Below are 21213 nucleotides of genomic sequence, written 5' to 3'. Positions count from 1 at the left end.
CATTCGGCTGTTGAGAAGCGCTTGCTTTTGGCGCGGTCGGGAAGAGGAAGCATACGAACTTGCCCCCATCCGCCCTTCGGGCACCTTCCCCCGCGGGCGGGGGAAGGGGGCGTCGCAGCGTGCGAGTACTCCCCAAAAAAAAGCCCCGCATCGCGGGGCTTTTTTTCTTACATCACGTTCGGCTCGCTGAAGGCTTCCGGTTCGCCGGCGAAGGCTTCCACCGGGATGCAGCTGCAGAACACGTTCTTGTCGCCGTGCACGTTGTCCACGCGTGCGACCGGCGGCCAGTACTTCTGCAGCTTCAGGCTGGGCAGCGGGAACGCGGCCAGTTCACGCGGGTAGGCGTGGGTCCATTCGCTGGCGCTGACCTGGGTGGCGGTGTGCGGGGCGTGCTTGAGCGGGTTGTCCTCGCGATCCAGGCGGCCGTCCTCGACCGCGCGGATTTCCTCGCGGATCTGGATCATCGCGTCGATGAAGCGATCCAGTTCGTGCTGCGATTCGCTCTCGGTCGGCTCGACCATCAGCGTGCCGGCCACCGGGAAGCTCAGGGTGGGGGCATGGAAGCCGAAGTCGATCAGGCGCTTGGCCACGTCCTCGGCGCTGATGCCGGTGGCGTCCTTGAGCGGGCGCAGATCCAGGATGCACTCGTGCGCGACCAGGCCGTTGCGGCCGGTGTACAGGGTCTCGTAGTGCGGGGCCAGGCGCTTGGCGACATAGTTGGCGTTGAGCAGCGCCACCTGGGTGGCCTTGCGCAGGCCGGCCGAGCCCATCAGGGTGATGTACATCCAGCTGATCGGCAGGATGCTGGCGCTGCCGAAGCTGGCGGCCGACACCATGCCCACGTCGCCCTCACCGCCCAGCGTGCGCGGCAGGAACGGCGCCAGGTGCGACTTGACCGCGCACGGGCCCACGCCCGGGCCACCGCCGCCGTGCGGAATGCAGAAGGTCTTGTGCAGGTTGAGGTGGGAGACATCCGAACCCCACTTGCCCGGCTTGGCCACGCCGACCAGCGCGTTCATGTTGGCGCCGTCGGTGTACACCTGGCCGCCGTGCTGGTGGATGATGTTGCAGATCTCCACCACGTCCTCTTCGAACACGCCGTGGGTGGAGGGGTAGGTCATCATGATCGCGGCCAGGCGATCGCTGTACTTCTCGGCGGCGCGGCGGATGTCCTCGACATCGACGTTGCCGTTGCTGTCGCACTTGGTGACCACCACCTGCATGCCGCACATCTGCGCGCTGGCCGGGTTGGTGCCGTGCGCGGATTCGGGAATCAGGCAGATGTCGCGCTTGGCCTCGCCGCGCGAGCGGTGGTAGGCGCGGATGGCCAGCAGGCCGGCGTATTCGCCCTGCGCGCCGGAGTTGGGCTGCAGGCTGACGGAGTCATAGCCGGTGCATTCGACCAGCATGGCTTCCAGGCCGTCGATCAGTTCCTTGTAGCCCTGCGCCTGATCGGCCGGGGCCAGCGGATGCAGGTTGCCGAACTCCGGCCAGGTCACCGGGATCATCTCGGCGGTGGCGTTGAGCTTCATGGTGCAGCTGCCCAGCGGGATCATGGTGCGATCCATCGCCAGATCCTTGTCGGCCAGCGCACGCATGTAGCGCAGCAGTTCGTGCTCGCTGTGGTGGGTGTTGAACACCGGGTGGGTCAGGAACGGGCTGGTGCGGCGCAGGCTTTCCGGGATCAGCGACGGCGCGCTGGCGTCCAGCGCGTCGATGCCCGGCAGGGTGGCGCCCGGGTTGGCGAACACGCCCCACAGCGCTTCGACGTCGGCGCGGGTGGTGGTTTCGTCCAGCGAGATGCACAGCGTGCCGTTGCCGCGCACGCGCAGGTTGATGCGGGCCTGCCTGGCGCGGGCCAGGATCGCCTCGGCGGCGTCGCCGGCGTCGATGCACAGGGTGTCGAACGCGCTGGCGTGCACCGTGGCGTGGCCGAGCGCGCGCAGGCCTTCGGCCAGGATGGCGGTCAGGCGGGCGACGCGGCGGGCGATGCGGGTCAGGCCTTCCGGACCGTGGTAGACCGCGTACATCGAGGCCATCACCGCCAGCAGCACCTGCGCGGTGCAGATGTTGGAGGTGGCCTTCTCGCGACGGATGTGCTGCTCGCGGGTCTGCAGGGTCAGGCGGTAGGCGGGATTGCCGTCGGCATCCACCGACACGCCAATCAGGCGGCCCGGCATGGAGCGCTTGTAGGCGTCGCGGCAGGCCATGAAGGCCGCGTGCGGGCCGCCGAAGCCGAACGGCACGCCGAAGCGCTGGGTGTTGCCGACCACGATGTCGGCGCCCATTTCGCCCGGGGTCTTGAGCAGGGTCAGTGCCAGCAGGTCGGTGGCCATCACGAACAGCGCTTGGTGGCCGTGGATGATCTCCGCGTCGCGGCCCCATTCCTCCAGCCAGCCGCTGGACGCGGGGTACTGCACCAGCACGCCGAAGTAATCGCCGGCGGCGAGCTTTTCATGGAACGCTTCGGTCGAACGGACGATGTCCACGGTCAGGCCCAGCGGCTCGGCGCGGGTCTGCAGGACTTCAATCGTCTGCGGATGGGTGTCGCCGGCGACCAGGAACACGTTGGACTTCGACTTGGCCGAACGCTTGGCCAGGGTCATCGCCTCGGCGGCGGCGGTGGCTTCGTCCAGCAGCGAGGCGCTGGCGATTTCCATGCCGGTCAGGTCGGTGATCATGGTCTGGAAGTTGATCAGCGCTTCCATGCGGCCCTGCGAGATTTCCGCCTGGTACGGGGTGTAGGCGGTGTACCAGGCCGGGTTCTCCAGGATGTTGCGCAGGATCACCTTCGGGGTGTGGGTGCCGTAGTACCCCTGGCCGATGAAACTCTTGAACACCTGGTTCCGGTCGGCGACGGCGCGGATCTTGGCCAGCGCCTCTTCCTCGGTCATCGCTTCGGGCAGGGCCAGCGGGGCGGCGGACTTGATGTTGGCCGGCACGATGGCATCGGTCATCGCCTCCAGCGAGTCGTGGCCGACCACGCGCAGCATGTGCGCGATTTCGGCGTCGTTGGGACCGATGTGGCGGGCGATGAAAGCGTCGTGGTGCTCGAGATCGCGAAGCGAGGACGGAGTCTGGGACATGGGCAGGGGCATCCGGAAAAGGCATGAAGCCGGGCGTGCGAAGTGCGCACGTGGGTGCCCCTCTGTCCTTTTGCCTGAGAGTTTGGAAGCGCCGCGGACGAGGTCGCGGTGGTGCTTCGTGCCCCTTCGGCGCCGGCGCGTGGCCGATCTCTCCAGAGTGTTTGCAGCGGGGGTGGTATCGGGCCTGAGCGATTACGGGCGTTTGCGCCTTCGGCAGCGGGTTTCCCCGCTTCTCCCACCTGGTCTTGCGGCGCGGATTATAGCCTGCGGCCGCCCGCATCGTCCCGGTTGGCCTTACCATGTCCGGCCCCCCGCGCCGGCCATCCCTGTTCATGAATGCGCCCCCTTTCCGACTCCTGCGCCTGGACCACATCGTCCTGCGCGTCCGCGACCTGGCGGCCATGCGCGCCTTCTATTGCGGGGTGCTGGGCTGCACGGTGGAGCGGGACCGGCCGGAGCTGGGCCTGTTGCAACTGCGGGCCGGCGAGTCGCTGATCGACCTGGTGCCGGTGGACGGCAAGCTGGGCCGGCTGGGCGGGGCCGCGCCGGGACCCGAAGGCCACAACGTCGACCACCTGTGCCTGCGGGTGGAACCCTTCGACCGCGAGGCGCTGGCGGCGTACCTGGAAGCGGCCGGGGCGACCCTGGCCGAATTCGGTGAGCGCTACGGCGCCGACGGCATGGGACCGTCCCAGTACCTGCGGGACCCGGAAGGCAACACGGTCGAGTTGAAGGGCCCGCCGACTTCGCCGCCGGTGGACCCTTCGGTGGCCGGGAGCGCGCCATGACCGGCGTTCGCAAGCTGCCGTCCAACCGCCGCCTGGCCCTGCTGCTGGGCGGGCTGGCGATGTTCGGCCCGTTCTCGATCGACACCATCTTCCCCGCGTTCAACGCGATGGGCGCGCAGCTGGGCGCGGACAAGCTGGCGATGCAGCAGGTCATCAGCGTCTACCTGCTGACCTACGCGCTGATGAGCCTGGTGCACGGCCCGCTGTCGGATGCGTTCGGCCGGCGCAAGGTGATCCTGGGCGGGCTGTTCCTGTTCCTGCTGGCGTCGATTGGCTGCGCGCTGTCGCGCGACATGACCACGCTGCTGCTGTTCCGCGCGCTGCAGGGTTTCTCGGCCGGCGTGGGTTTCATCGTCGGCCGCGCGGTGATCCGCGACGTGCTGCATGGCGACGACGCGCAGCGGCTGATGAGCCAGGTGTCGATGATCTTCGGCATCGCCCCGGCGATCGCGCCGATCATCGGCGGCTGGATCCTGGGCTGGAGCGCGTGGCCGGTGATCTTCTGGTTCCTGGCCGGCTTCTCGCTGCTGCTGTTGCTGACCGTCGGCCTGTGGCTGCCGGAAACCCATCCGCCGGAAGTGCGGGTGAAGGTTTCGCCCAAGCACCTGTTGCGTGACTACTTCGCCATCGCCTTGAACCCGCGCTTCCAGCGGCTGGCGCTGGCCGGCTCGCTAAGCTTCGGCGGCATCTTCCTGTACATCGCCTCGGCGCCGATTTTCGTGATGGACCGGCTGGGCTTGAACGAGCAGCAGTTTGCCTGGTTGTTCCTGCCGACCATCGGCGGCATGACCCTGGGCGCGTTCGTCTCCGGGCGCGCCGCAGGCCGCATCAGCGGCACCCAGCTGACCCGCATCGGTTTCGCCTGCATGGGCGTGTCGACGCTCGCCAACCTTGCCTACAACGCGTGGGTGGGCGATGCCATCACCATCCCGTGGGCGGTGCTGCCGATGTGCCTGTCGGCGTTCGGCGTGGCGCTGATCTTCCCGATCCTCACCCTGGCCATCCTCGACATGTATCCACGCCAGCGCGGCGCGGCATCGTCGCTGCAGGCCTTCAGCAACCTGTTCATCAACACGATCATCGCCGGCGTGGTTTCGGCGCTGTTGAGCCGGCACGGCCTGTGGCTGGCGCTGGGCGCGGGCGTGCTGACGCTGGCCGGCTGGGCGATGTGGCGCTGGGAGGCGCAGGTGAGCCGGCGCGCCGAAGCCTGTCCGAAAGAACCCGCCGCGCTTGAACCCACCGATCAGATCTGAGCTTCGACAAGGAATCCCCGATGTCTACCCATTCAAAGGCCCGCCGCGACGCCAAGAAGCGCAGGGCGATCAAGGCACGCAACCTGGCCCGCGCCAACGCCCCGGCGATCGAACCGCACGCCGAGCTGCGCAATCCGCAGGGCGACCTGCTGGCCGGCATCGTGCGCCAGGCCGGCGTGTGGGTGCTGGGCATGGACGGCCGCATCGCTGGCAGTTCCGACAGTGCCGCCGAGGTGCTGGCGATGATCAAGCGCGCCGCCGCCCTGCACGAAGCCAACGGCCAGCCGGTGCGGCTGGTCTACTCGGATGAGCTGCGCGACACCGCCGTCATTGAAGCCGCCGCCCAGGGCATGAGCCTGGAAGATTTCGAAAAGAAGCTGGAAGCCGAGATGAGTGCCGGCGCCGAAGACGTCGATTCCGAACCGGACGCCGCCCCCACCCAGCATTGAATGGTTTCTTGTAGGAGCGACGTAAGTCGCGACCGGGACGGTTGAGATGCTCCGGATGTTCCGTCGCGACTCACGTCGCTCCTACAATGGCATGAGTCGTTCCATCGTCCATCCTGTGGGAGCGACGTCAGTCGCGACAGGAGTGATCCGGATGCTTCATCGCGACTGACGTCGCTCCCACAAGAGACGCGGGGCGGCGAGCACGGCCATCAGCAGCAGCGCCGGCACACCAATCCAGCGTGCTTCCGACCACAGCACCTCCACGCCGCGCGCGCTGAAGAACCGGTGCGCGAACGGCGATACCTCGATGACCTGCCAAGGGGCGAAGAAACGCTGTTCCGACCAGGGCCACAGCAGGCCCACGCCCAGGCCGCCGTTGGTCAGCATGTCCAGCAGTGGATGCGACAGTACCGAGCAGGCGACGAACAGGAACGCCGTCCAGGCCCGCGCGCGCAGCGGACGATGGAAGCACGCCGCCAACGCGCCCAGCAGCAGCGCGAACACGAGGGAATGACTGGCGCCGCGATGCCCCAGCGCATCGGCGTAGGCGATACCGAATTTGAACGCCACCACGTCCGCATCCGGCAGCATCGCCGCCACCGCGCCCGTAATCAGCAAGCGTGCGGGGATACGCCGGCGTCCCAGACCAAGACCAACGGCGATGGGAACCAGGGCGTGGGCGAACACGGTGGGCATGCGGACACTCCGTTGCGAACGAGGCGCCCACCATCGCCGTTGCATTTGAAGTGACAGTGAAGCCGGACCCGTAGAGCGGAGCTTGCTCCGCTGACAAGGCATGCACGCCCGGAACCGCGCGACATCAGTGGATCAGGCCATCGATGCGTTGGCCGGGATGACGGGACCGGAGCGCGAGGCGGCGGGAAGCGGAGCAAGCTCCGCCCTACGGGCTGGGGGCCGGATACCGGCGAAACACGCCGCGTTGCTTGAAGACGGCGCGAGTCTTGAACCGGGGAACGGCCGGCGCACTGCCGGCGGACACCACATTGGCCTGGCCCGGAATCAACGGCTGCGATCCATTCATCAGGATCGGCGTGGTGGGCGAGAGCCATTGCCGGATATGCGGATAGGCCACGTCGAAGCGCGAATACCAGTCGCGATTCTGGGTATTGGAAGTCGAGCCGCTATTCGCGCAGCTGGCGTCGCCGCCCTGCAGGCCGCCACGCAACCGATAGCCATCGGCGTGCAGGGTGAACAGGCCCGATCCGCTGCTGCCGCCCTCGGTGCTGCCGCTCAGCCAGGCCACGCCGTTGTGGGTGGCGTCGCTGCTCGCCGGAATCTGCTGGCCCGAGGAAACCTTCTTGGCGTCGCCCGACGGATGATGGATGCCGAGGATGGTGCTGGAAGCGGGAAGGGCGGCGGCGTCCCATCCGCTGAACTCGGCACCCGCGGGCGCCGGGTCGGCCAGCCGCAACAGCAGGGCATCGGTGTCGCTGCTGGAGTACAGATAGGTGGCGCCGCCGGTCAACTGGGTAACGGCTTGCGACACGCCGCTGTTGCAACTGGTGGCTTCGTAGCGCCAGAACGTATTGAGCGTGGAGGCCACGCCCTGGTCGCTGATGCAGTGATGCGCGGAATAGAAATAGGGGGTCTGGGTACCGGTCGCGGTGTCGTTGAGCAGCGTGCCGGTGCAGATGAACACGCCGGTCTGGCCACTGTCGTCCTTGCTGATGAACTGCATATGCGCGACCGCGTTCTTGGCACGGACGAAACGGTCGCCCAGCTCGGCGACCCGGCAGGCGGTGTCGATGTTGCAGCTTTCCGACTCGCCGATCTTTTCCAGGATCTTGAAGTCGCTGCGGCTGTTGGCCAGCAGGTGCACCAGTTGCGGGGCATTGAGGCGCGCCATGGCCGCAACGACGTGCGCGGGACGGTAGATTTCGATGTATTGGGTCTGGCCATCGGTGCTGGGCGTCCAGTAGAGCCCCTGCGCATCGACCTGGCGCTGGGCTTCGCGTGCGGTCACCACCGCGACAATCCGGTCGGGATGGTCGGAGCCGGCGAAACGCAGTTCCACATCCGGGTGCAGGGCGGTGACCTGCAGGCCGGCGCGCACGGCCAGCGCGTCGGGCGAACTGATCTCCACGCGCGCCGCCGATGCACCGTGCCCGAGTGCGCGCCAGCTCAGCGCAGGCTGCGCCAGCGTGGTGACGCCTTCGGTGCTCAGCCGGCGTCCCATGCCGACCTGCACCGGTTTCATCTGCCGTGCCGCGTTGCGTTTCTGTAGATTGAACAGGCGCTGGATCGGCATTTCGCGATAACGCACGCGCGCGCTCTGCAGGGTGTTGAAATCGGGTGTGCGCCAGTGCGCGGACGGCGCTGCCTGCGTGCGGCTGGTTTCACCCGGCACGCTCTGCGCCCAGGCCGTCGGCGCGGTGATGGCGCAGGCCAATGCCAGCATTCTCCAACCGAGATGGATTCGTTTGCCCATGGTGGTCCCCCTGATTCGTCCCTGGTCCGGGAATGGTATCAGCGATGGCGGCGTGGACCATGGGCATGCGCGTCACAACGAACAAGGCCGGCTTGCGCCGGCCTTGTCGTATCACTTCAAGCGAAAATCAGCCCTGTTTCCTGGCCGGTTCCGCCTTCGCCGGCGCGGCAGGCGCCGCGGCGGTGGTGGCCGGCGGCGTGGGCTGCCAGCCGCAGGTCTGGCCTTCGTTCTGTTGCTTCAGCCATTCCTGCAGCGGGGCGAAGTACTCCAGCACCGCGTTGGCGTCCATCTTCTCGGTGCCGGTCAGTTCCTTCAGCGTGGCCTGCCACGGCTGGCTGGCACCCTTCTCCAGCATCGCCCAGAAGCGCTGGCCGGCGACCTTGTTGCCGTAGAAGCTGCAGTTGTACAGCGGGCCCTTGTAGCCGGCGGCGTCGCACAGGCCCTTGTAGAACTGGAACTGCAGGATGTGCGAGAGGAAGTAGCGCGTGTACGGGGTGTTGCCCGGCACGTGGTACTTGGCGCCCGGATCGAAGAAGTCCTCGCCGCGCGCGCTCACCGGCGCCACGCCCTGGTAGCGGGCCTTCAGATCCCACCATGCCTTGTTGTAGTCGGCCGGCTTGATCGAACCGTCGAACACGCCCCAGCGCCAGCGATCGATCATCAGCCCGAACGGCATGAACGACACCTTCGCCAGCGCCATGCGCATCTGCGCGTTGATCAGCGCGTCGTGGCTCTGCTGCTGATCGCCGACCAGGCCGATCGACTTGAGGTAGTCCGGGGTCATGGCCAGCACGATGGTGTCGCCGATGGCCTCGTGGAAGCCGTCATGCGCGCCGTTCTGGAACAGCGGCGGTAGCTTGTTGTAGGCCAGGTAGTAATAGACGTGGCCCAGTTCGTGGTAGATGGTGGTGAAATCTTCCTCGTTGGGCTTGATGCACATCTTGGTGCGCACGTCCGGACCGCCGCCCGGCTCGCCGCCCATGTTCATGTCCCAGGCACTGGCGTGGCAGACCACGTCGCGGTCCAGCGGCTTGATGAACTGGGTCCTGGACCAGTAGCTCTCCGGCAGCTTGGGCATGCCCAGCGAGACGTAGAAATCCTGCGCGCGCTCGGTCATCTGCTTGGCCACCGCCAACTGCGCGGCGCGTTCGGCCTGGAACTGCTGCTCGGTGGTCGGTGCCGGGCCGGCCTTGCCCAGTTCCTTGACGAAATCGGCCTGGTACTGCGCCTTCAGCGCTTCGCTGATGTCCAGGCTGCCGGCGTTCTTGTACGGCTGCAGCATGTCCCACAGGTTGCCCCAGTCCTGTTGCCACATGTTGCCGGTCAGGTGCGCCGGCAGCATGCCGTTGACCTGGCCCTTCTCCACGCCGTAGGTGGCTTGCAGCTTGGTGCGGGTGTAGCAGTGCAGCTGTTCGTACAGCGGCTTGACCTGGCCCCACAGGCGATCGGTCTCGGCGGCGATTTCCGCCGGGGTCATGTCGTAGCCGCTGCGCCACATCTCGCCGGCGTCGGCGTAGCCCAGTTCCTTGGCGCCTTCGTTGACCAGTTCGGCGAAGCGCGTGTAGTCCTTGCGCATCGGTTGGGCGATGGTGTGCCAGCCCTGCCAGGCGTCCAGCTGCGCGTCGTTGTCGCGGCTGCTGCGCAGCACGTCTTCCAGCTGGCCCAGGTCACGGCACTTCTTCGCGTCGCCTTCGCCGGTGCAATACTTGCCGGCGCCGTACATGCCGCCCATCTTGGACGCCAGCTTGGTGATTTCCTCCAGCTTGGCCGGATCCTTCGGCGCGGGCATGGCGGTGGAGAGCTTGAGCAACTGGATGGCGCGCGCGGTTTCCGGCGACATCTGCTGGCCCTCGAACTTCCTGGCCTGCTCGATCCACACGTTCAGCTGCGCCAGGTAGCGCTCGTTGTACTTGGCTTCCAGCAACTGGCTGTCGTCGTTGATGTAGGTGTTGGACAGCCACTGCGACGCGGTGATCTCCGGATACATCTTGCGCAGTTCCTGGTTCACCCGGGCGATGAACTGATCCGCGGTTTCGCCCTGGGGGGCGGCGGTCGGTGCGGCGGCATCCTTGGATTCGTCCTTCTTGCAGGCGGACAGGGCCAGCACGCTGGCGCCGACGGCGAGTGCGAGCAGGAGATGGCGTTGCTTCACGGGAAGTCCTTCGAGGGTGCGGCAGGCGCAGGAACCCGGAAGGCTAGTGCGGCGGCGGTGTGTCCGCAAGGGCGGCGCGGATGCGCTGGCGCAACCGCCCGGCCCGGCGCCGGATCTTGCGGTGCATCAAGCGTCGCGACCAGCGCGAGAACGGCAGGATCTCCTTGCCGCTCAAGGTGGACTTGGCATCGACGCAGACCAGCCGGGGCTGCGTGGCGGATCCGGCAACGACGAAATTGCCGGCATTCAGATCGAACAGCGGCACGTCATGGGCCAGCAATTCACGTTCCATCGCGTCGACCGCCGCGCACAACGAGTCGGGCGAGGAGCGGGTGCCTTCGAACAGGTGCGCGTACAGGCTGCGTGCAATCGCGTCGTCGGCATCGCGCACCAGCACGCAGCGCAGCGCCGGGCCCCATCTGGTGGCGACGATGCCGGTGCAGGGCGCGAGCCAGCCGTCGAGCGCGGAACCGATGCGCGCGCGCAGGTGCCGCCAGGCGCGCAGTTCGGTGGCGTTTTCGCCCAGCGCCGGCAGCCGCCGCGCCAGCGAACGCCGCAGGCGCGCACGCAGGCCCGCCGCGGGGCGTTCATCGGGATGCAGTTCGAACTTGAGGCAATGCCCGGCGTCGTCCGGATCGAGCGCGCACAGGCGGTTGGCGCCGCGTGCCAATACCGTCAGGCCGCCCCAGCGCGCGCCCAGCGGTGGGTAGGGAGCGTGCGGCCTGGCGGACATCTCAGGCCGCGTGCCGCTGGCCGAAGCGCGGTGCCAGCAGCTCGCGTTCGCCCAGCCACTGGCGCGCGTCCTCGGCGTCGCCCTCGAACCAGTCGCGGGTGGTGCCCAGCCGGAACGAATAGCCCCAGGCATCCATGTCGGCCATCAGGCGTTCGCGGCCGACGCCGGGAATGCCGTCGGCCAGCAGGATCTGCAGGTAGCAGGTGGCGTCTTCCTCGATGTCCGAATCGGTGGCGTCGGTATGCACCGCCGCGCGCCGTTCCGGGGGCAGCACGATCAGGTGGCAGGCCTCGTGCAGCATCGAATGCAGCGGGGTGTCGCCGCGGACGTAGACGTTGTCGGCAATCACGCCGGCCTCCGGCTCGCCCCAGAAACTGCCGGGAATCTTCTCGCCGTCGGCAACCTGATGCAGGCGAAGATCGTAGCGGGCGAGCAGATCCGCCAGATCCGCGAACACGCGATCGCGCACGCGCAGGACTTCGGGTTCGGCGGAGGGTGGGGCGGGTGCGTTCATGGTTTTTTCTTGCGCAGTTGCTTGATGTAGTCCAGCTCGCCCAGGGCGACCTGGTTCTTGGGTTCTATTTTCAGCGAATCGCGGAAATGGCGTTCGGCTTCGTCCAGCCGGTCCAGTTCGATCAGCGCATAGCCGGCGCCGCGCAGCGCGCGCGCGCGTTCGGTGTCCCGCAGCGATTCGGGAGCAAGCGCGACATGTTCCAGTGCTGCCTGGTTGCTGGCCAGCATCTTGTCCCACTCGCGGCTGGCACGGTACAGGTAGCCGCGTTCGGTCAGGAACTGCGGGTTGGCCGGCGAGAGCTCCAGCGCCCTGTCCAGCGCCGCGGCGGCCTCGTCGAAGCGGTTGAGTTCGATCAGCGCGTACGCTTTGCCGTAGTAGCCATAGGCCCAGGTCGGCCTCAGTACCTTGGCATCGCCGCCCCCCTTGCCCTCGGTATGATCGGCAGCCACGCCCAGCAGGTACAGCAGCGCCTCCGCTGGGTCGCGGGAACAGAAGTAGATCGTGCCGTCGCCGGCGTAGCGGGCTTCATGCGCCTGGATGACGGGATCGAAAGCTTCCCGGATGGCAGCCTCGGGCTGGCGCTTCTTCAGCAACTCGTCGCCGATGACGATGAGTCGGTCCTGTTGCGCCTGCCAAGGATCGGCCTTGGTTTCGGCCGGGGCATCCGCCGTCGGGGAATCCGCTGGCGGCGCGGGGGACGCAGCCGGGGTTTGTGCCATCGCGGTCCCCGCCGACAACGCGCTGACCATGACCAGGGCATACCGGCAACGGCGAAACGATGTGGCATCCATGTCGGAATCCCGGCGGGTGTAGGTTTGCCGACTATGGCATGAGCCGGCCCGGTGCGGACCGGCTCGGGACGGACCTTCCGGTCAGCCCTGGCCTTCCGGCAGGGCGACCGAGATGTCGAGCACGTCGTGTTCGCCGTCCTTGATCAGATCGACCTTGACCGCCTCGGCATCCACGTTGACGTACTTCTTGATGACTTCCAGCAGCTCGCGGCGCAGCAGCGGCAGGTAGTCGGGACCGCCACGCGAGGAACGTTCCTGCGCGATGATGATCTGCAGGCGGTTCTTGGCGGTTTCGGCGGTGTTCTTCTTGGTACGCAGGAAATCGAACAGACCCATGCCTTAACCTCCGAACAGCTTGCTGAAGAAGCCCTTCTTCTCCAGGGTGGTGAAACGCAACGGACGCTCCTCGCCCAGCAGACGGGCGACCGTGTCGTCGTAAGCTTGGCCGGCCGGCGACTCCAGATCCAGGATCACCGGCTCGCCCTTGTTGGAGGCGTTGAGCACATCGCCGGATTCGGGAACCACGCCCAGGGTTTTCAGGCCCAGCACCTCCTCCACGTCCTTGATGCTCAGCATCTCGCCGCTTTCGACGCGGCCGGGGCTGTAGCGGGTCAGCAGCAGGTTGGCCTTCAGCGGCTCGCCGTTCTCGGCGCGGCGGGTCTTGGAATCCAGCAGGCCGAGGATGCGGTCGGAGTCGCGCACGGAGGACACTTCCGGGTTCACCACCACGATGGCCTGGTCGGCGAAATACATCGCCAGGAACGCGCCCTTCTCGATGCCGGCCGGCGAATCGCAGACCACGTAGTCGAAACCGTCGTCGCCCAGATCCTTGAGCACCTTCTCCACGCCTTCCTTGGTCAGCGCGTCCTTGTCGCGGGTCTGCGAGGCGGCCAGGATGTACAGCGTCTCGAAACGCTTGTCCTTGATCAGCGCCTGCTTCAGCGTGGCCTCGCCCTGGGTGACATTGACGAAGTCGTACACCACGCGGCGTTCGCAGCCCATGATCAGGTCCAGGTTGCGCAGGCCGACGTCGAAGTCGATGACCGCGACCTTCTTGCCGCGACGGGCAAGGCCGCAGGCGATGCTGGCGCTGGTGGTGGTCTTGCCGACGCCGCCCTTGCCGGACGTGACTACGATGATTTCAGCCAATGGTGTTCTCCTTGGTCGTTCTTCTAGTGAGGTAGGGCCGCGTCAGTCCTGGGCGGCGATCTTGAGTTGGTCCTGGTCCAGCCAGATCTGCACGGACTTGCCGCGCAGTTCCTGGGGTACTTCCTCCATCACCTTGTAGTGGCCGGCGATGGCGACCAGTTCGGCGTGGAATTCGCGGCAGAAAATCCGTGCATCGGTGTTGCCCTGGGCGCCGGCGAGGGCGCGGCCGCGCAGGGCACCGTAGATGTGGATGGAGCCGTCGGCGATGACTTCGGCGCCGGCGCCGACGGTGCTGAGCACGGTCAGGTCGCGGTTTTCCGCGTACAGCTGCTGGCCCGAGCGCACCGGGGTCTTCTGCATCAGGCCCGGCTTGCCGGCGTTGGCGGCCGCCTTGGCCGCGGCGGTGGGCTTGGCGGGTGCGGGAGCCGGCTCCGGCGCGGGCGCCGGGCGGGCGGGCGCGGGTGGCGCCGCGTCGACCCGTTCGTACTGGGCGCGGAACTTGGCCAGCAGCGGCAGGCCGAGCTGTTCGGCCAGTTGCTCGATTTCGCGGGTGCCGTAGGCCAGCGCCACCGGAATGACGCCGGCGCCGCGCAGGCCGTCGATCAGCGCGCGCGCGGTGTCCACGTCCGGGGTGCGGATCAGGCCACCGAAATCGACGATGACGGCGGCGCGGCCGAACAGCTTGGGCGCGCGTTCGACCCGTTCGCGCATCTCGCGCACGAGCTGCTCGACATCCAGGGTCCGGACCCGCAGGTTGGCGATGCCGACCTGGCCGATCTTCAGTTCGCCGGCCTGTTCGTAGTCAAGGTTCGCTGAGGTCACGCTCATGTCCCGGTGGGCCGTTCGGTGCGCGAGGCGGCCAGCGCGCGGGTACGGGCCCAGGGCAGATCGGGCAGGGCGTCGCCGTAGGTTTCCTGCACCCACGGGTAGCTGCACAGTTCCTTCATCAGCATGCTGGCGCGCACGTCGACGTCGGCCATCGTGTTCTGGCCGACCTCGCGGAAACCGAAGCTGCCATGGAACAGCAGCGCCGGATCGGCGCCGTGATCGAGGAACACCTCGCAGGCCAGCTGCGGGTAGCGCAGTTCGGCATAGCTCTGCACGTCCGCGTAGAACGCGCGGCCGACGCCACCGCCGCGACGGCGGCTGGCGACCACGATGCGATCGATGTAGAAGAACTGCGGATAGCGTTCGCGGAACCAGGCGAAGTTGCTGCTGTCATGGTCGGCATCGGAACCGAAGCCCACCAGGAAGCCGGCCAGGTTGCCGTCACGTTCGGCGACGCGGAAGTATTCGGCCTGCGCGTAGAAGCGGTGGAGCTTGGCCGAATCCAGCGGCAGGATCGCCAGTCCGGCATTGTTGTTGAGGGCTAGAACGGAATCCAGCTCGTGCTCGCGCACGTCGCGGATGACAATCGACATTACTCGGCTCCGGGGCGGGAGGTCTTGCAAAAGGCTTTCGTTCGGGCGGCCGCAGCGCGGCGGCCGACGGCGGATTATCGCATTTGTGGCGGGAGGGTGGCAGCTTCCGGGTAAGCGGTCCGTGAACCGGCCGGGACGGACCGGCGGCCTGTCGCATGACTTTCGATGGACGGCCGGGGCCGGGGATTGCGCCTAAACTGCGCCCATGTTGGGACGACTCAGCCACACCCGCCTGCTACGCGCCACCGGCCTGTATACCTGGGCCCTGGTCGGTATTCCGATCGTCCTGAACGTGTGGTTCCTGCCGCCGTCGAGCGGCGCGGACGGCAAGGGCGTGGACATTCCGCTGACCGCGCTGGCCTATTTCACCTTCGGCATCTGCTACTGGTTCGCCACCCGTTCGCTGGGAGCGCGCGGGGCGCGGGTGTCCCAGGCCTGGAACATCCCGCTGGCGCTGGTGCTGACCCTGGCCGCCGTGGCGGTGGGCGTCTACAGCCGGACCGGCCTGAGCGCCATGCTGATGGTGATCGTGGCCGGAGTGCTGCCCTGGCTGCTCAACCTGCGGGTGGCCATCGCCTGGCTGCTGCTGGGGCACGCGCCGCTGGTGTGGTCGTTCATGGCCCTGGAGGACTTCAACTTCTGGGAAGCCCTGTTCCAGTCGGCCTTCTACGTGGGCTTCGCGGCATTCGTGCTGATCACCGCCTACGTGGCCCGCCAGCAGGCCGAGGCGCGCGAGGAGCAGCGCCGGCTGAACGCGGAACTGCGCGCCACCCGGGTACTGCTGGCCGAGAGCGCGCGGGTCAACGAGCGCACCCGCATCTCCCGCGAACTGCACGACCTGCTGGGCCATCACCTGACCGCGCTCAGCCTGAACCTGGAAGTGGCCGGGCACATCACCGAGGGCCGGGCCCAGGAACACGTGCGCCAGGCCCATACCCTGGCCCGGCTGCTGCTGACCGACGTGCGCGAGGCGGTCAGCCAGCTCCGCGACAGCGGCGCCATCGATTTGGGTGCGGCCCTGCTGCCGCTGGCCGAGAAGGTGCCGGCGCTGGCCATCCACATGGACATCGAGGAACCGCTGACCCTGGACGACCCCCAGCGCGCGCACGTTTTGCTGCGCTGCACCCAGGAAATCATCACCAACGCGGTCCGCCACGCCGGCGCCCGCAATCTGTGGGTGCATTGCCGGCGTGAGGCCGGGAGCATTCTCATCGACGCCCGCGACGACGGTGCCGGCGCCGACGCCGTGATCTCCGGCAACGGCCTGCGCGGCATGGCCGAGCGCCTGGCCCAGTACGGCGGCGCCCTGGACATCGAAACCCAGCCCGGCAAGGGCTTTTGCCTGCACATCCGGCTCCCCGCGGCCGAGAGCACCGGCGTGCTCCCGCTGCGCGCCGAACCCGAAACCGAACCGCTGTCCGAGACAGCCCCTGGAGGTAGCCTGTGATCCGTGTTTGCCTGGTCGATGACCAAACCCTGGTGCGCCAGGGCATCCGCTCGCTGCTGGCGCTGGACGACGGCATCGAGGTCGTCGCCGAAGCCGCGGACGGCAAGCAGGCGGTGGAGCTGATTCCCCAAATCAAGCCGGACGTGGTCCTGATGGACATGCGCATGCCGGTGATGTCCGGCCTGGAGGCCCTGCAGGCGCTGGCCCGCGCCGGCCAACTGCCGCCGGCGATCATCCTGACCACCTTCGACGACGACCAGTTGGTGCTGGCCGGGCTGAAGGCCGGCGCCAAGGGCTACCTGCTCAAGGACGTGTCGCTGGAACAACTGGTGGGTGCCATCCGGACCGTGGCCGATGGCGGATCCCTGGTGCAGCCGGCGGTGACCCAGCGACTGCTGTCCGGGCTGGAGCATATGCGCAACGATTTCGTCAGCCTGGATCGCCCGGACCCGCTGACCGATCGCGAGACCGAAATCCTGCGGCTGATGGCCAGCGGCTTCTCCAACAAGGAGATCGCCAATTCGCTGGGCGTGGCCGAGGGCACCATCAAGAACCATGTCTCCAACATCCTCTCCAAGCTCGGCGTGCGCGACCGCACCCGCGCGGTCCTGAAGGCGTTCGAGCTGCAACTGGTCTGAGCGGGGCGGCGACCGGCGGCGGTCCGGTCGCGATTGGTCTGCCTATATGAGGCGCCGGCATCCCGGCGCCGCCGACGGGGCCGTTGCTGTCCCGAAAAGGGCGTGAAGGGCGCGTGTTTCCGGGCGTTCGGAACAAGGGCGCGATCCATCGCCGGAATGGGCTGCGCGGAACCCGCCAAGCCTGATAGGATGCGCGGTGCACATTTTCAATGGCCGAGGCACCGGCCCCCGGAGACTCCCTGAATGACCCGTTTGATCGAGTTCCTGATTGCATTGGCGCTGGTCCTGGCGCTGTTTTTGGTGATCGGCCTGGTGTTGCCTTCCAAGCGTCAGCTTGAGGAAAGCGCCGAGACCAACCGCCGCATGACCATCGTGTTCGACACGCTGAACAACGTGCGCCGTCTGAAGGATTGGAACCCGCTGCTGCCGCACGCTGCCAACGAACTTTCCTATTCCGGTGGCGACGAAGGCCACGCCGGCGTCGGTGCCCGCGTCGACTACGATTCCAAGGGCCAGTGGGGCAAGGGCAGCTGGGAAATCACCGCCAGCGAGCGCCCGGCGCCGAACGGCGGCACCGGCAAGATCGTCTACGCGATCACCGATCAGAAGCTGGGTACGGACAAGGTCACCGCGTTCAACCTGGAGCCGACCGGCAAGAACAACCGCAACGTCAAGATCACCCAGACCTATGAAGTCAGTTACGGCTGGAACCTGATCGGCCGCTACGCCGGCATGTACGTCAGCCGCCACGTCGGCGACGCGGTCAAGGCCGGTCTGTCAAAGCTGACCAACATGCTGGCCACCGTGCCGAACTTCGACTACCGCACCGAAGGCAGCAAGCTGACGGGCCTGAAGATCGTCGAGCTGCCCGCCGAGGACCTGCTGGTCGTCAACGCCGGCAACATCGACCGCAACAATGACGCCATCAAGGCTTCGATCAAGTCCAACCAGGAGTGGATCAAGCGGGTGATGGACGCCAATGGCCTGGAAGCCGCCGGCCCGGTCCGCATCATCACCACCGATTTCGGCGCGGAGAAGTACGCGTTCGACGTCGCCCTGCCGGTCCGCAAGGCGGGCACCGGTCCGAAGGCCCCGAGCGCCGACGCCAAGGACAAGGACGGCAACCCGATCCCGGTTCCGGTGCCGGCCACCTCCACTCCGGTCGCCTCGACCGGTGACCTGAAGGTCACCATCCCGTCCGGCGCCCCGGTCGAGCACGTGGTCACCAAGGCCCACCGCTCCGCGTTCGCCAACTACACCGGCTTCATGGCCGAGTTGGACGCCAACCGCAGCGCGCTGCGCGCCTGGGCTGTCACCAACGGTTACGAAGTGGTCGACCGTCCGTACGAGTCCTGGAAGAGCGGCGTGGACAAGTCGTTCGAGGCCGACGGCCAGTTCGACATCTACTGGGCCATCAAGTAATCCGCTTCGGGATTCCTGCCTTGTTCGTGCAAGGTCCCATGCGTGAACCCGACAACGCGCCGCTCATTGCGGCGCGTTGTTTTTTTGTGCGGCCGTTTTTCCCGCGCGGAAGGACGGCTGCCGGCACCCGCAGGACGCCACGCTGATGCATTACGACCGACGCCAACGCAAACCCTCCGTGTTCGCCCTGTGCGGCGGCCTGCTGGCCGGCGCCTCGGTCGGCCTGTCGGCCTACGCCGCCCATGCGATCAGCGAAGCGGTGGCCCAGTCGCGGCTGGAAACCGCTGCGCTGTTCGCGTTCGGTCATGGCATCGCCCTGGCCGCGCTGGCGCCGGGAACGACCCGCTGGCTGGGCAAGGCCGGCCTGTTCCTGTTGCTGGCCGGCACGCTGCTGTTTTCCGGCAGCCTGATCGCGGCGGTGTTCGCCGGCCTGTCCACCCAGCTGGCGCCGGCCGGCGGCATGGCGCTGATGGCGGGCTGGCTGCTGTGGGCCATCGACGCGGTGCGCAGGTAAGTCCATGCCCCGCTATTCGCGCGGATTCGATACCGAGGCGGCCTTCGATCACCTGAGCCGGCGCGACCGCAAGCTGGGCACCTGGATGAAGCGGATCGGCTACATCGAACCGCAACCGACCTGGCGCAAGCCGTTCGATCCGGTCGATGCGCTGGCCCGCGCCATCCTGTACCAGCAACTCAGCGGCAAGGCGGCGGCAACGATCGTCGGACGGGTGGAAACCGCGATCGGCAGCAACCGGCTGCATTTCGACACACTTGGCCGGATCGACGACATCGCGCTGCGCGCCTGCGGCGTGTCCGGCAACAAGACCCTGGCCCTGCGCGACCTGGCCGCGCGCGAGGCACGCGGCGAGATTCCCGACCTGCGACGGATGTCGACCATGAGCGAAGACGCCATCGTCGAGGCGCTGGTGCCGATCCGCGGCATCGGCCGCTGGACGGTGGAAATGATGCTGATGTTCCGGCTCGGTCGCCCCGACGTGCTGCCGGTGGACGATCTGGGCGTACGCAAGGGCGCGCAGTTCGTCGACAAGCTTGAAACCGCGCCGACCCCGAAGGAACTGGTGGCCCGCGGCGAACGCTGGGGCCCGTACCGCACCTATGCCGCCCAGTACCTGTGGCGCATCGCCGACTTCGGCACCGAGGCCAAAACGCCCACCAAGCGCTCCCAGGATTGACCTGGTAGAGCGGAGCTCGCTCCGCTGCTTTGGGAGGTCCGGCGTACCGTGGAAGCGGAGCAAGCTCCGCTCTACGCAATGGGGCAATGTAGAGCGGAGCTCGCTCCGCTGCTTTTGGAAGATCCGGCGTACCTTGGAAGCGGAGCAAGCTCCGCTCTACGCAATGGGCAATGTAGAGCGGAGCTCGCTCCGCTGCTTTTGGAAGATCCGGTGTACTTGAAAGCGGAGCAAGCTCCGCTCTACGCGGCGGTGCGCAAGGCGGAGCCTGCTCCGCCGAACCCCCGGCGTCCGGTCCCTGGGCGCCGCGGCGGAACAGGCTCCGCGTTGCGCGTCAGCGTCGGAACGTCATGCGCAGCAGGGTGTCGTCGTGCCGGACATGATGGTGATAGAGCGCCGCCAGCGCGTGCAGCCCGATCAGCCAGTAGCCGGCGACGGCGATGGTTTCGTGCCATTCCTTCAGCCCGTCACCCAGGGTTTCCTGTGCGGCCATCAGCGACGGCAATGCCCAGCCGCCCAACGTGGGCGAAGTACCTTCCGCATTGAGCAGCAGGTAGCCGAGCACCGGCGTGACCAGCATCAGCCCATACAGCGCCAGCGCCATCGTGCCGGCCGCCAGTCTCTGCCAGGTCGGCGGCACCGGCGCGATCGGCGGTGTCGGTGACGACACCCGCACAAGCAGGCGCAGCAGGGTCAGGCCGAATACGCTGATACCCAGGAAGAAATGCGCGGTCTTGATCAGCTCGCGCGCATCACTGCTGCGCGGGAACAGGCCGCGCAACTCGATGGTGGCGTAGACGCCGCTCAGCAACAGCAAGGTCAGCCAGTGCAGCGCGACCAGCGATGGACGATAGCGGGCGTGCGTGGAGAACATCGGGGCGGCCACGTCGGGAGAACGCCGTGAGTATCCCCACCCGGGTCCGATGCCTCATTGATCTCGCTCAAGTCCCCGGCGAAGGGCCAGGCATGCTGCCTCGTTCAGGCGACGGCCTGTACCTGGCGCAGCGATTGTTGATGCCATTGCATCCGCGACAGCCGGTTGACGATGAGGAGAAACACCAGGCACAGCGGGATGTTGACTGCCTCGGCCAGCAGCGACGCCTGGTTGGCCAACATGCCCTCGGAAATATCGTCGGCACGGAACGTGAGCCGCGTGGAGACATTGGAGAGGATATTGGTGACCAGCCAGAGGCACCACCAAAGCGGCAGCCAGAACGGAACCGGGATCTGGTTCATGCGGGCCGGCTCGTCGCTCGCGCGCCAGATTTCCTTCATGGCCTGGTAGGGCTTCCAGAGATTGGCGAAAGGAATGAAATACCAGCCCACCGCCCAGCCCGGGGTGTAGTCCATATTGCGCGCGCCGGCAAAGTAGCATGCATTCCAGGCCATGCGGTAGACCCACATCGCGATGACCACGATGGTGCCGATACCGGTGGCGAACTGGGTCAATCCCAGCAGCAGGGTGGGAATGATCAGATCGTCGTAGACATCGTCCAGGCCGTCCGTCGGCGAGTATTCCTCCATGAGCGAAAGCTCGGTGAGCGCGAGCGCACCCGCACCGAGGGACACCAGTACGCCCAGGCACAGAAAAATCCGGGTCGTAACGGTCAGCAGCCTGGGATTCTTGAAGTATGCGGACGAGCGCAGCGGTGCCACCGCGCCGGCGCTGGTGGCCGACGACTGATACGGATTTTCCATGCCATTCCCCCGAATGATGCCCGCTACGTTACG

The 21213-nt window shown here is 67.1% G+C and carries 21 protein-coding genes and 1 riboswitch; of the genes, 8 read left to right on the top strand and 13 right to left on the bottom strand.

The genetic code is table 11. The features are described 5' to 3' along the window. Positions 1-167 precede the first annotated feature (167 nt). Positions 168-3098, bottom strand: coding sequence for an aminomethyl-transferring glycine dehydrogenase (gene gcvP / locus FHW78_RS04375; protein ID WP_183638190.1), 2931 nt, complete (start codon positions 3096-3098; stop codon positions 168-170). A gap of 40 nt (positions 3099-3138) precedes the next feature. Further along, positions 3139-3252: riboswitch (glycine riboswitch) on the bottom strand. 166 nt (positions 3253-3418) lie between these two features. On the opposite strand from gcvP, the gene FHW78_RS04370 reads away from it, so the two are divergent. Genes FHW78_RS04370 through FHW78_RS04360 form a run of 3 tightly spaced genes read left to right on the top strand, consistent with a single transcriptional unit; the run spans position 3419 to position 5576 of the window. After that, positions 3419-3874 carry a VOC family protein gene (locus tag FHW78_RS04370; RefSeq protein WP_183638188.1) on the top strand — a complete coding sequence of 152 codons (456 nt, stop codon included), beginning with the start codon at positions 3419-3421 and terminating at the stop codon, positions 3872-3874. Further along, positions 3871-5127: a multidrug effflux MFS transporter gene (locus FHW78_RS04365; RefSeq protein WP_183638186.1), complete on the top strand. Its 1257-nt coding sequence runs from the start codon at positions 3871-3873 to the stop codon at positions 5125-5127. The genes FHW78_RS04370 and FHW78_RS04365 overlap by 4 nt, the downstream gene beginning before the upstream one ends. Positions 5128-5147: 20 nt before the next feature. Further along, positions 5148-5576, top strand: a complete 429-nt coding sequence (locus tag FHW78_RS04360; protein ID WP_183638184.1) for a hypothetical protein — start codon at positions 5148-5150, stop codon at positions 5574-5576. Between the two features lie 156 nt (positions 5577-5732). Here FHW78_RS04360 and FHW78_RS04355 read toward each other — a convergent pair whose 3' ends face one another. The 10 genes from FHW78_RS04355 to FHW78_RS04310 all read right to left on the bottom strand — a co-directional run bounded on the left by FHW78_RS04355 (position 5733) and on the right by FHW78_RS04310 (position 14785). Further along, the gene (locus tag FHW78_RS04355; protein ID WP_183638182.1) at positions 5733-6272 is read right to left on the bottom strand and encodes a metal-dependent hydrolase; all 540 of its coding nucleotides are present in this window, start codon (positions 6270-6272) and stop codon (positions 5733-5735) included. 205 nt (positions 6273-6477) lie between these two features. Beyond that, on the bottom strand, positions 6478-8025 hold the full coding sequence (locus tag FHW78_RS04350; RefSeq protein WP_183638179.1) for a hypothetical protein: 1548 nt from the start codon (positions 8023-8025) through the stop codon (positions 6478-6480). Positions 8026-8152: 127 nt separating this feature from the next. Then, entirely contained in the window at positions 8153-10177 is a 2025-nt protein-coding gene (locus FHW78_RS04345) for a M2 family metallopeptidase (RefSeq protein WP_183638177.1), read from the bottom strand. Between the two features lie 43 nt (positions 10178-10220). Continuing rightward, the gene (locus tag FHW78_RS04340) at positions 10221-10910 is read right to left on the bottom strand and encodes a YrbL family protein (protein WP_183638175.1); all 690 of its coding nucleotides are present in this window, start codon (positions 10908-10910) and stop codon (positions 10221-10223) included. A gap of 1 nt (position 10911) precedes the next feature. After that, complete coding sequence (locus FHW78_RS04335) at positions 10912-11424, bottom strand: hypothetical protein (protein ID WP_183638173.1); 513 nt, start codon at positions 11422-11424, stop codon at positions 10912-10914. Next, positions 11421-12215 (bottom strand): tetratricopeptide repeat protein, encoded by a 795-nt coding sequence (locus FHW78_RS04330; RefSeq protein ID WP_183638171.1) that lies wholly within the window; start codon positions 12213-12215, stop codon positions 11421-11423. Before FHW78_RS04330 ends, FHW78_RS04335 begins: the two co-directional genes overlap by 4 nt. Positions 12216-12296: 81 nt before the next feature. Further along, complete coding sequence (minE, locus tag FHW78_RS04325) at positions 12297-12551, bottom strand: cell division topological specificity factor MinE (protein ID WP_141456118.1); 255 nt, start codon at positions 12549-12551, stop codon at positions 12297-12299. 3 nt (positions 12552-12554) lie between these two features. Then, on the bottom strand, positions 12555-13364 hold the full coding sequence (gene minD, locus FHW78_RS04320) for a septum site-determining protein MinD (RefSeq protein WP_183638169.1): 810 nt from the start codon (positions 13362-13364) through the stop codon (positions 12555-12557). A gap of 42 nt (positions 13365-13406) precedes the next feature. Continuing rightward, positions 13407-14186 carry a septum site-determining protein MinC gene (gene minC / locus FHW78_RS04315; RefSeq protein ID WP_183638167.1) on the bottom strand — a complete coding sequence of 260 codons (780 nt, stop codon included), beginning with the start codon at positions 14184-14186 and terminating at the stop codon, positions 13407-13409. A 2-nt stretch (positions 14187-14188) separates the two neighbouring features. Further along, complete coding sequence (locus FHW78_RS04310) at positions 14189-14785, bottom strand: GNAT family N-acetyltransferase (RefSeq protein WP_183638165.1); 597 nt, start codon at positions 14783-14785, stop codon at positions 14189-14191. Between the two features lie 205 nt (positions 14786-14990). On the opposite strand from FHW78_RS04310, the gene FHW78_RS04305 reads away from it, so the two are divergent. From FHW78_RS04305 to FHW78_RS04285, 5 genes are all read left to right on the top strand, one after another. Then, the gene (locus tag FHW78_RS04305; protein WP_183638162.1) at positions 14991-16232 is read left to right on the top strand and encodes a sensor histidine kinase; all 1242 of its coding nucleotides are present in this window, start codon (positions 14991-14993) and stop codon (positions 16230-16232) included. After that, the gene (locus tag FHW78_RS04300) at positions 16229-16870 is read left to right on the top strand and encodes a response regulator transcription factor (protein WP_183638160.1); all 642 of its coding nucleotides are present in this window, start codon (positions 16229-16231) and stop codon (positions 16868-16870) included. Before FHW78_RS04305 ends, FHW78_RS04300 begins: the two co-directional genes overlap by 4 nt. A 243-nt stretch (positions 16871-17113) precedes the next feature. After that, a complete protein-coding gene (locus FHW78_RS04295; protein WP_183638158.1) occupies positions 17114-18292 on the top strand; it encodes a polyketide cyclase in 1179 nt (392 codons plus the stop codon). A 145-nt stretch (positions 18293-18437) separates the two neighbouring features. Continuing rightward, positions 18438-18806 (top strand): DUF423 domain-containing protein, encoded by a 369-nt coding sequence (locus FHW78_RS04290; RefSeq protein WP_183638155.1) that lies wholly within the window; start codon positions 18438-18440, stop codon positions 18804-18806. Between the two features lie 4 nt (positions 18807-18810). After that, positions 18811-19485 (top strand): DNA-3-methyladenine glycosylase, encoded by a 675-nt coding sequence (locus tag FHW78_RS04285; protein WP_183638152.1) that lies wholly within the window; start codon positions 18811-18813, stop codon positions 19483-19485. 331 nt (positions 19486-19816) lie between these two features. Here the strand turns inward: FHW78_RS04285 and FHW78_RS04280 are convergent, their stop codons facing one another. Both FHW78_RS04280 and FHW78_RS04275 read right to left on the bottom strand, forming a co-directional pair. Continuing rightward, complete coding sequence (locus FHW78_RS04280) at positions 19817-20356, bottom strand: cytochrome b/b6 domain-containing protein (RefSeq protein ID WP_183638149.1); 540 nt, start codon at positions 20354-20356, stop codon at positions 19817-19819. Between the two features lie 104 nt (positions 20357-20460). After that, positions 20461-21180 carry a DUF4328 domain-containing protein gene (locus tag FHW78_RS04275; RefSeq protein WP_183638146.1) on the bottom strand — a complete coding sequence of 240 codons (720 nt, stop codon included), beginning with the start codon at positions 21178-21180 and terminating at the stop codon, positions 20461-20463. Positions 21181-21213: the final 33 nt, after the last annotated feature.

Origin of the sequence: Pseudoxanthomonas sp. OG2 (assembly GCF_014192765.1) — a bacterium.
In the GTDB taxonomy this organism is placed as follows: domain Bacteria; phylum Pseudomonadota; class Gammaproteobacteria; order Xanthomonadales; family Xanthomonadaceae; genus Pseudoxanthomonas_A; species Pseudoxanthomonas_A beigongshangi.
Note: the sequence above shows the minus strand (reverse complement) of the source record. Positions and strands in the feature narration are given on the sequence as shown.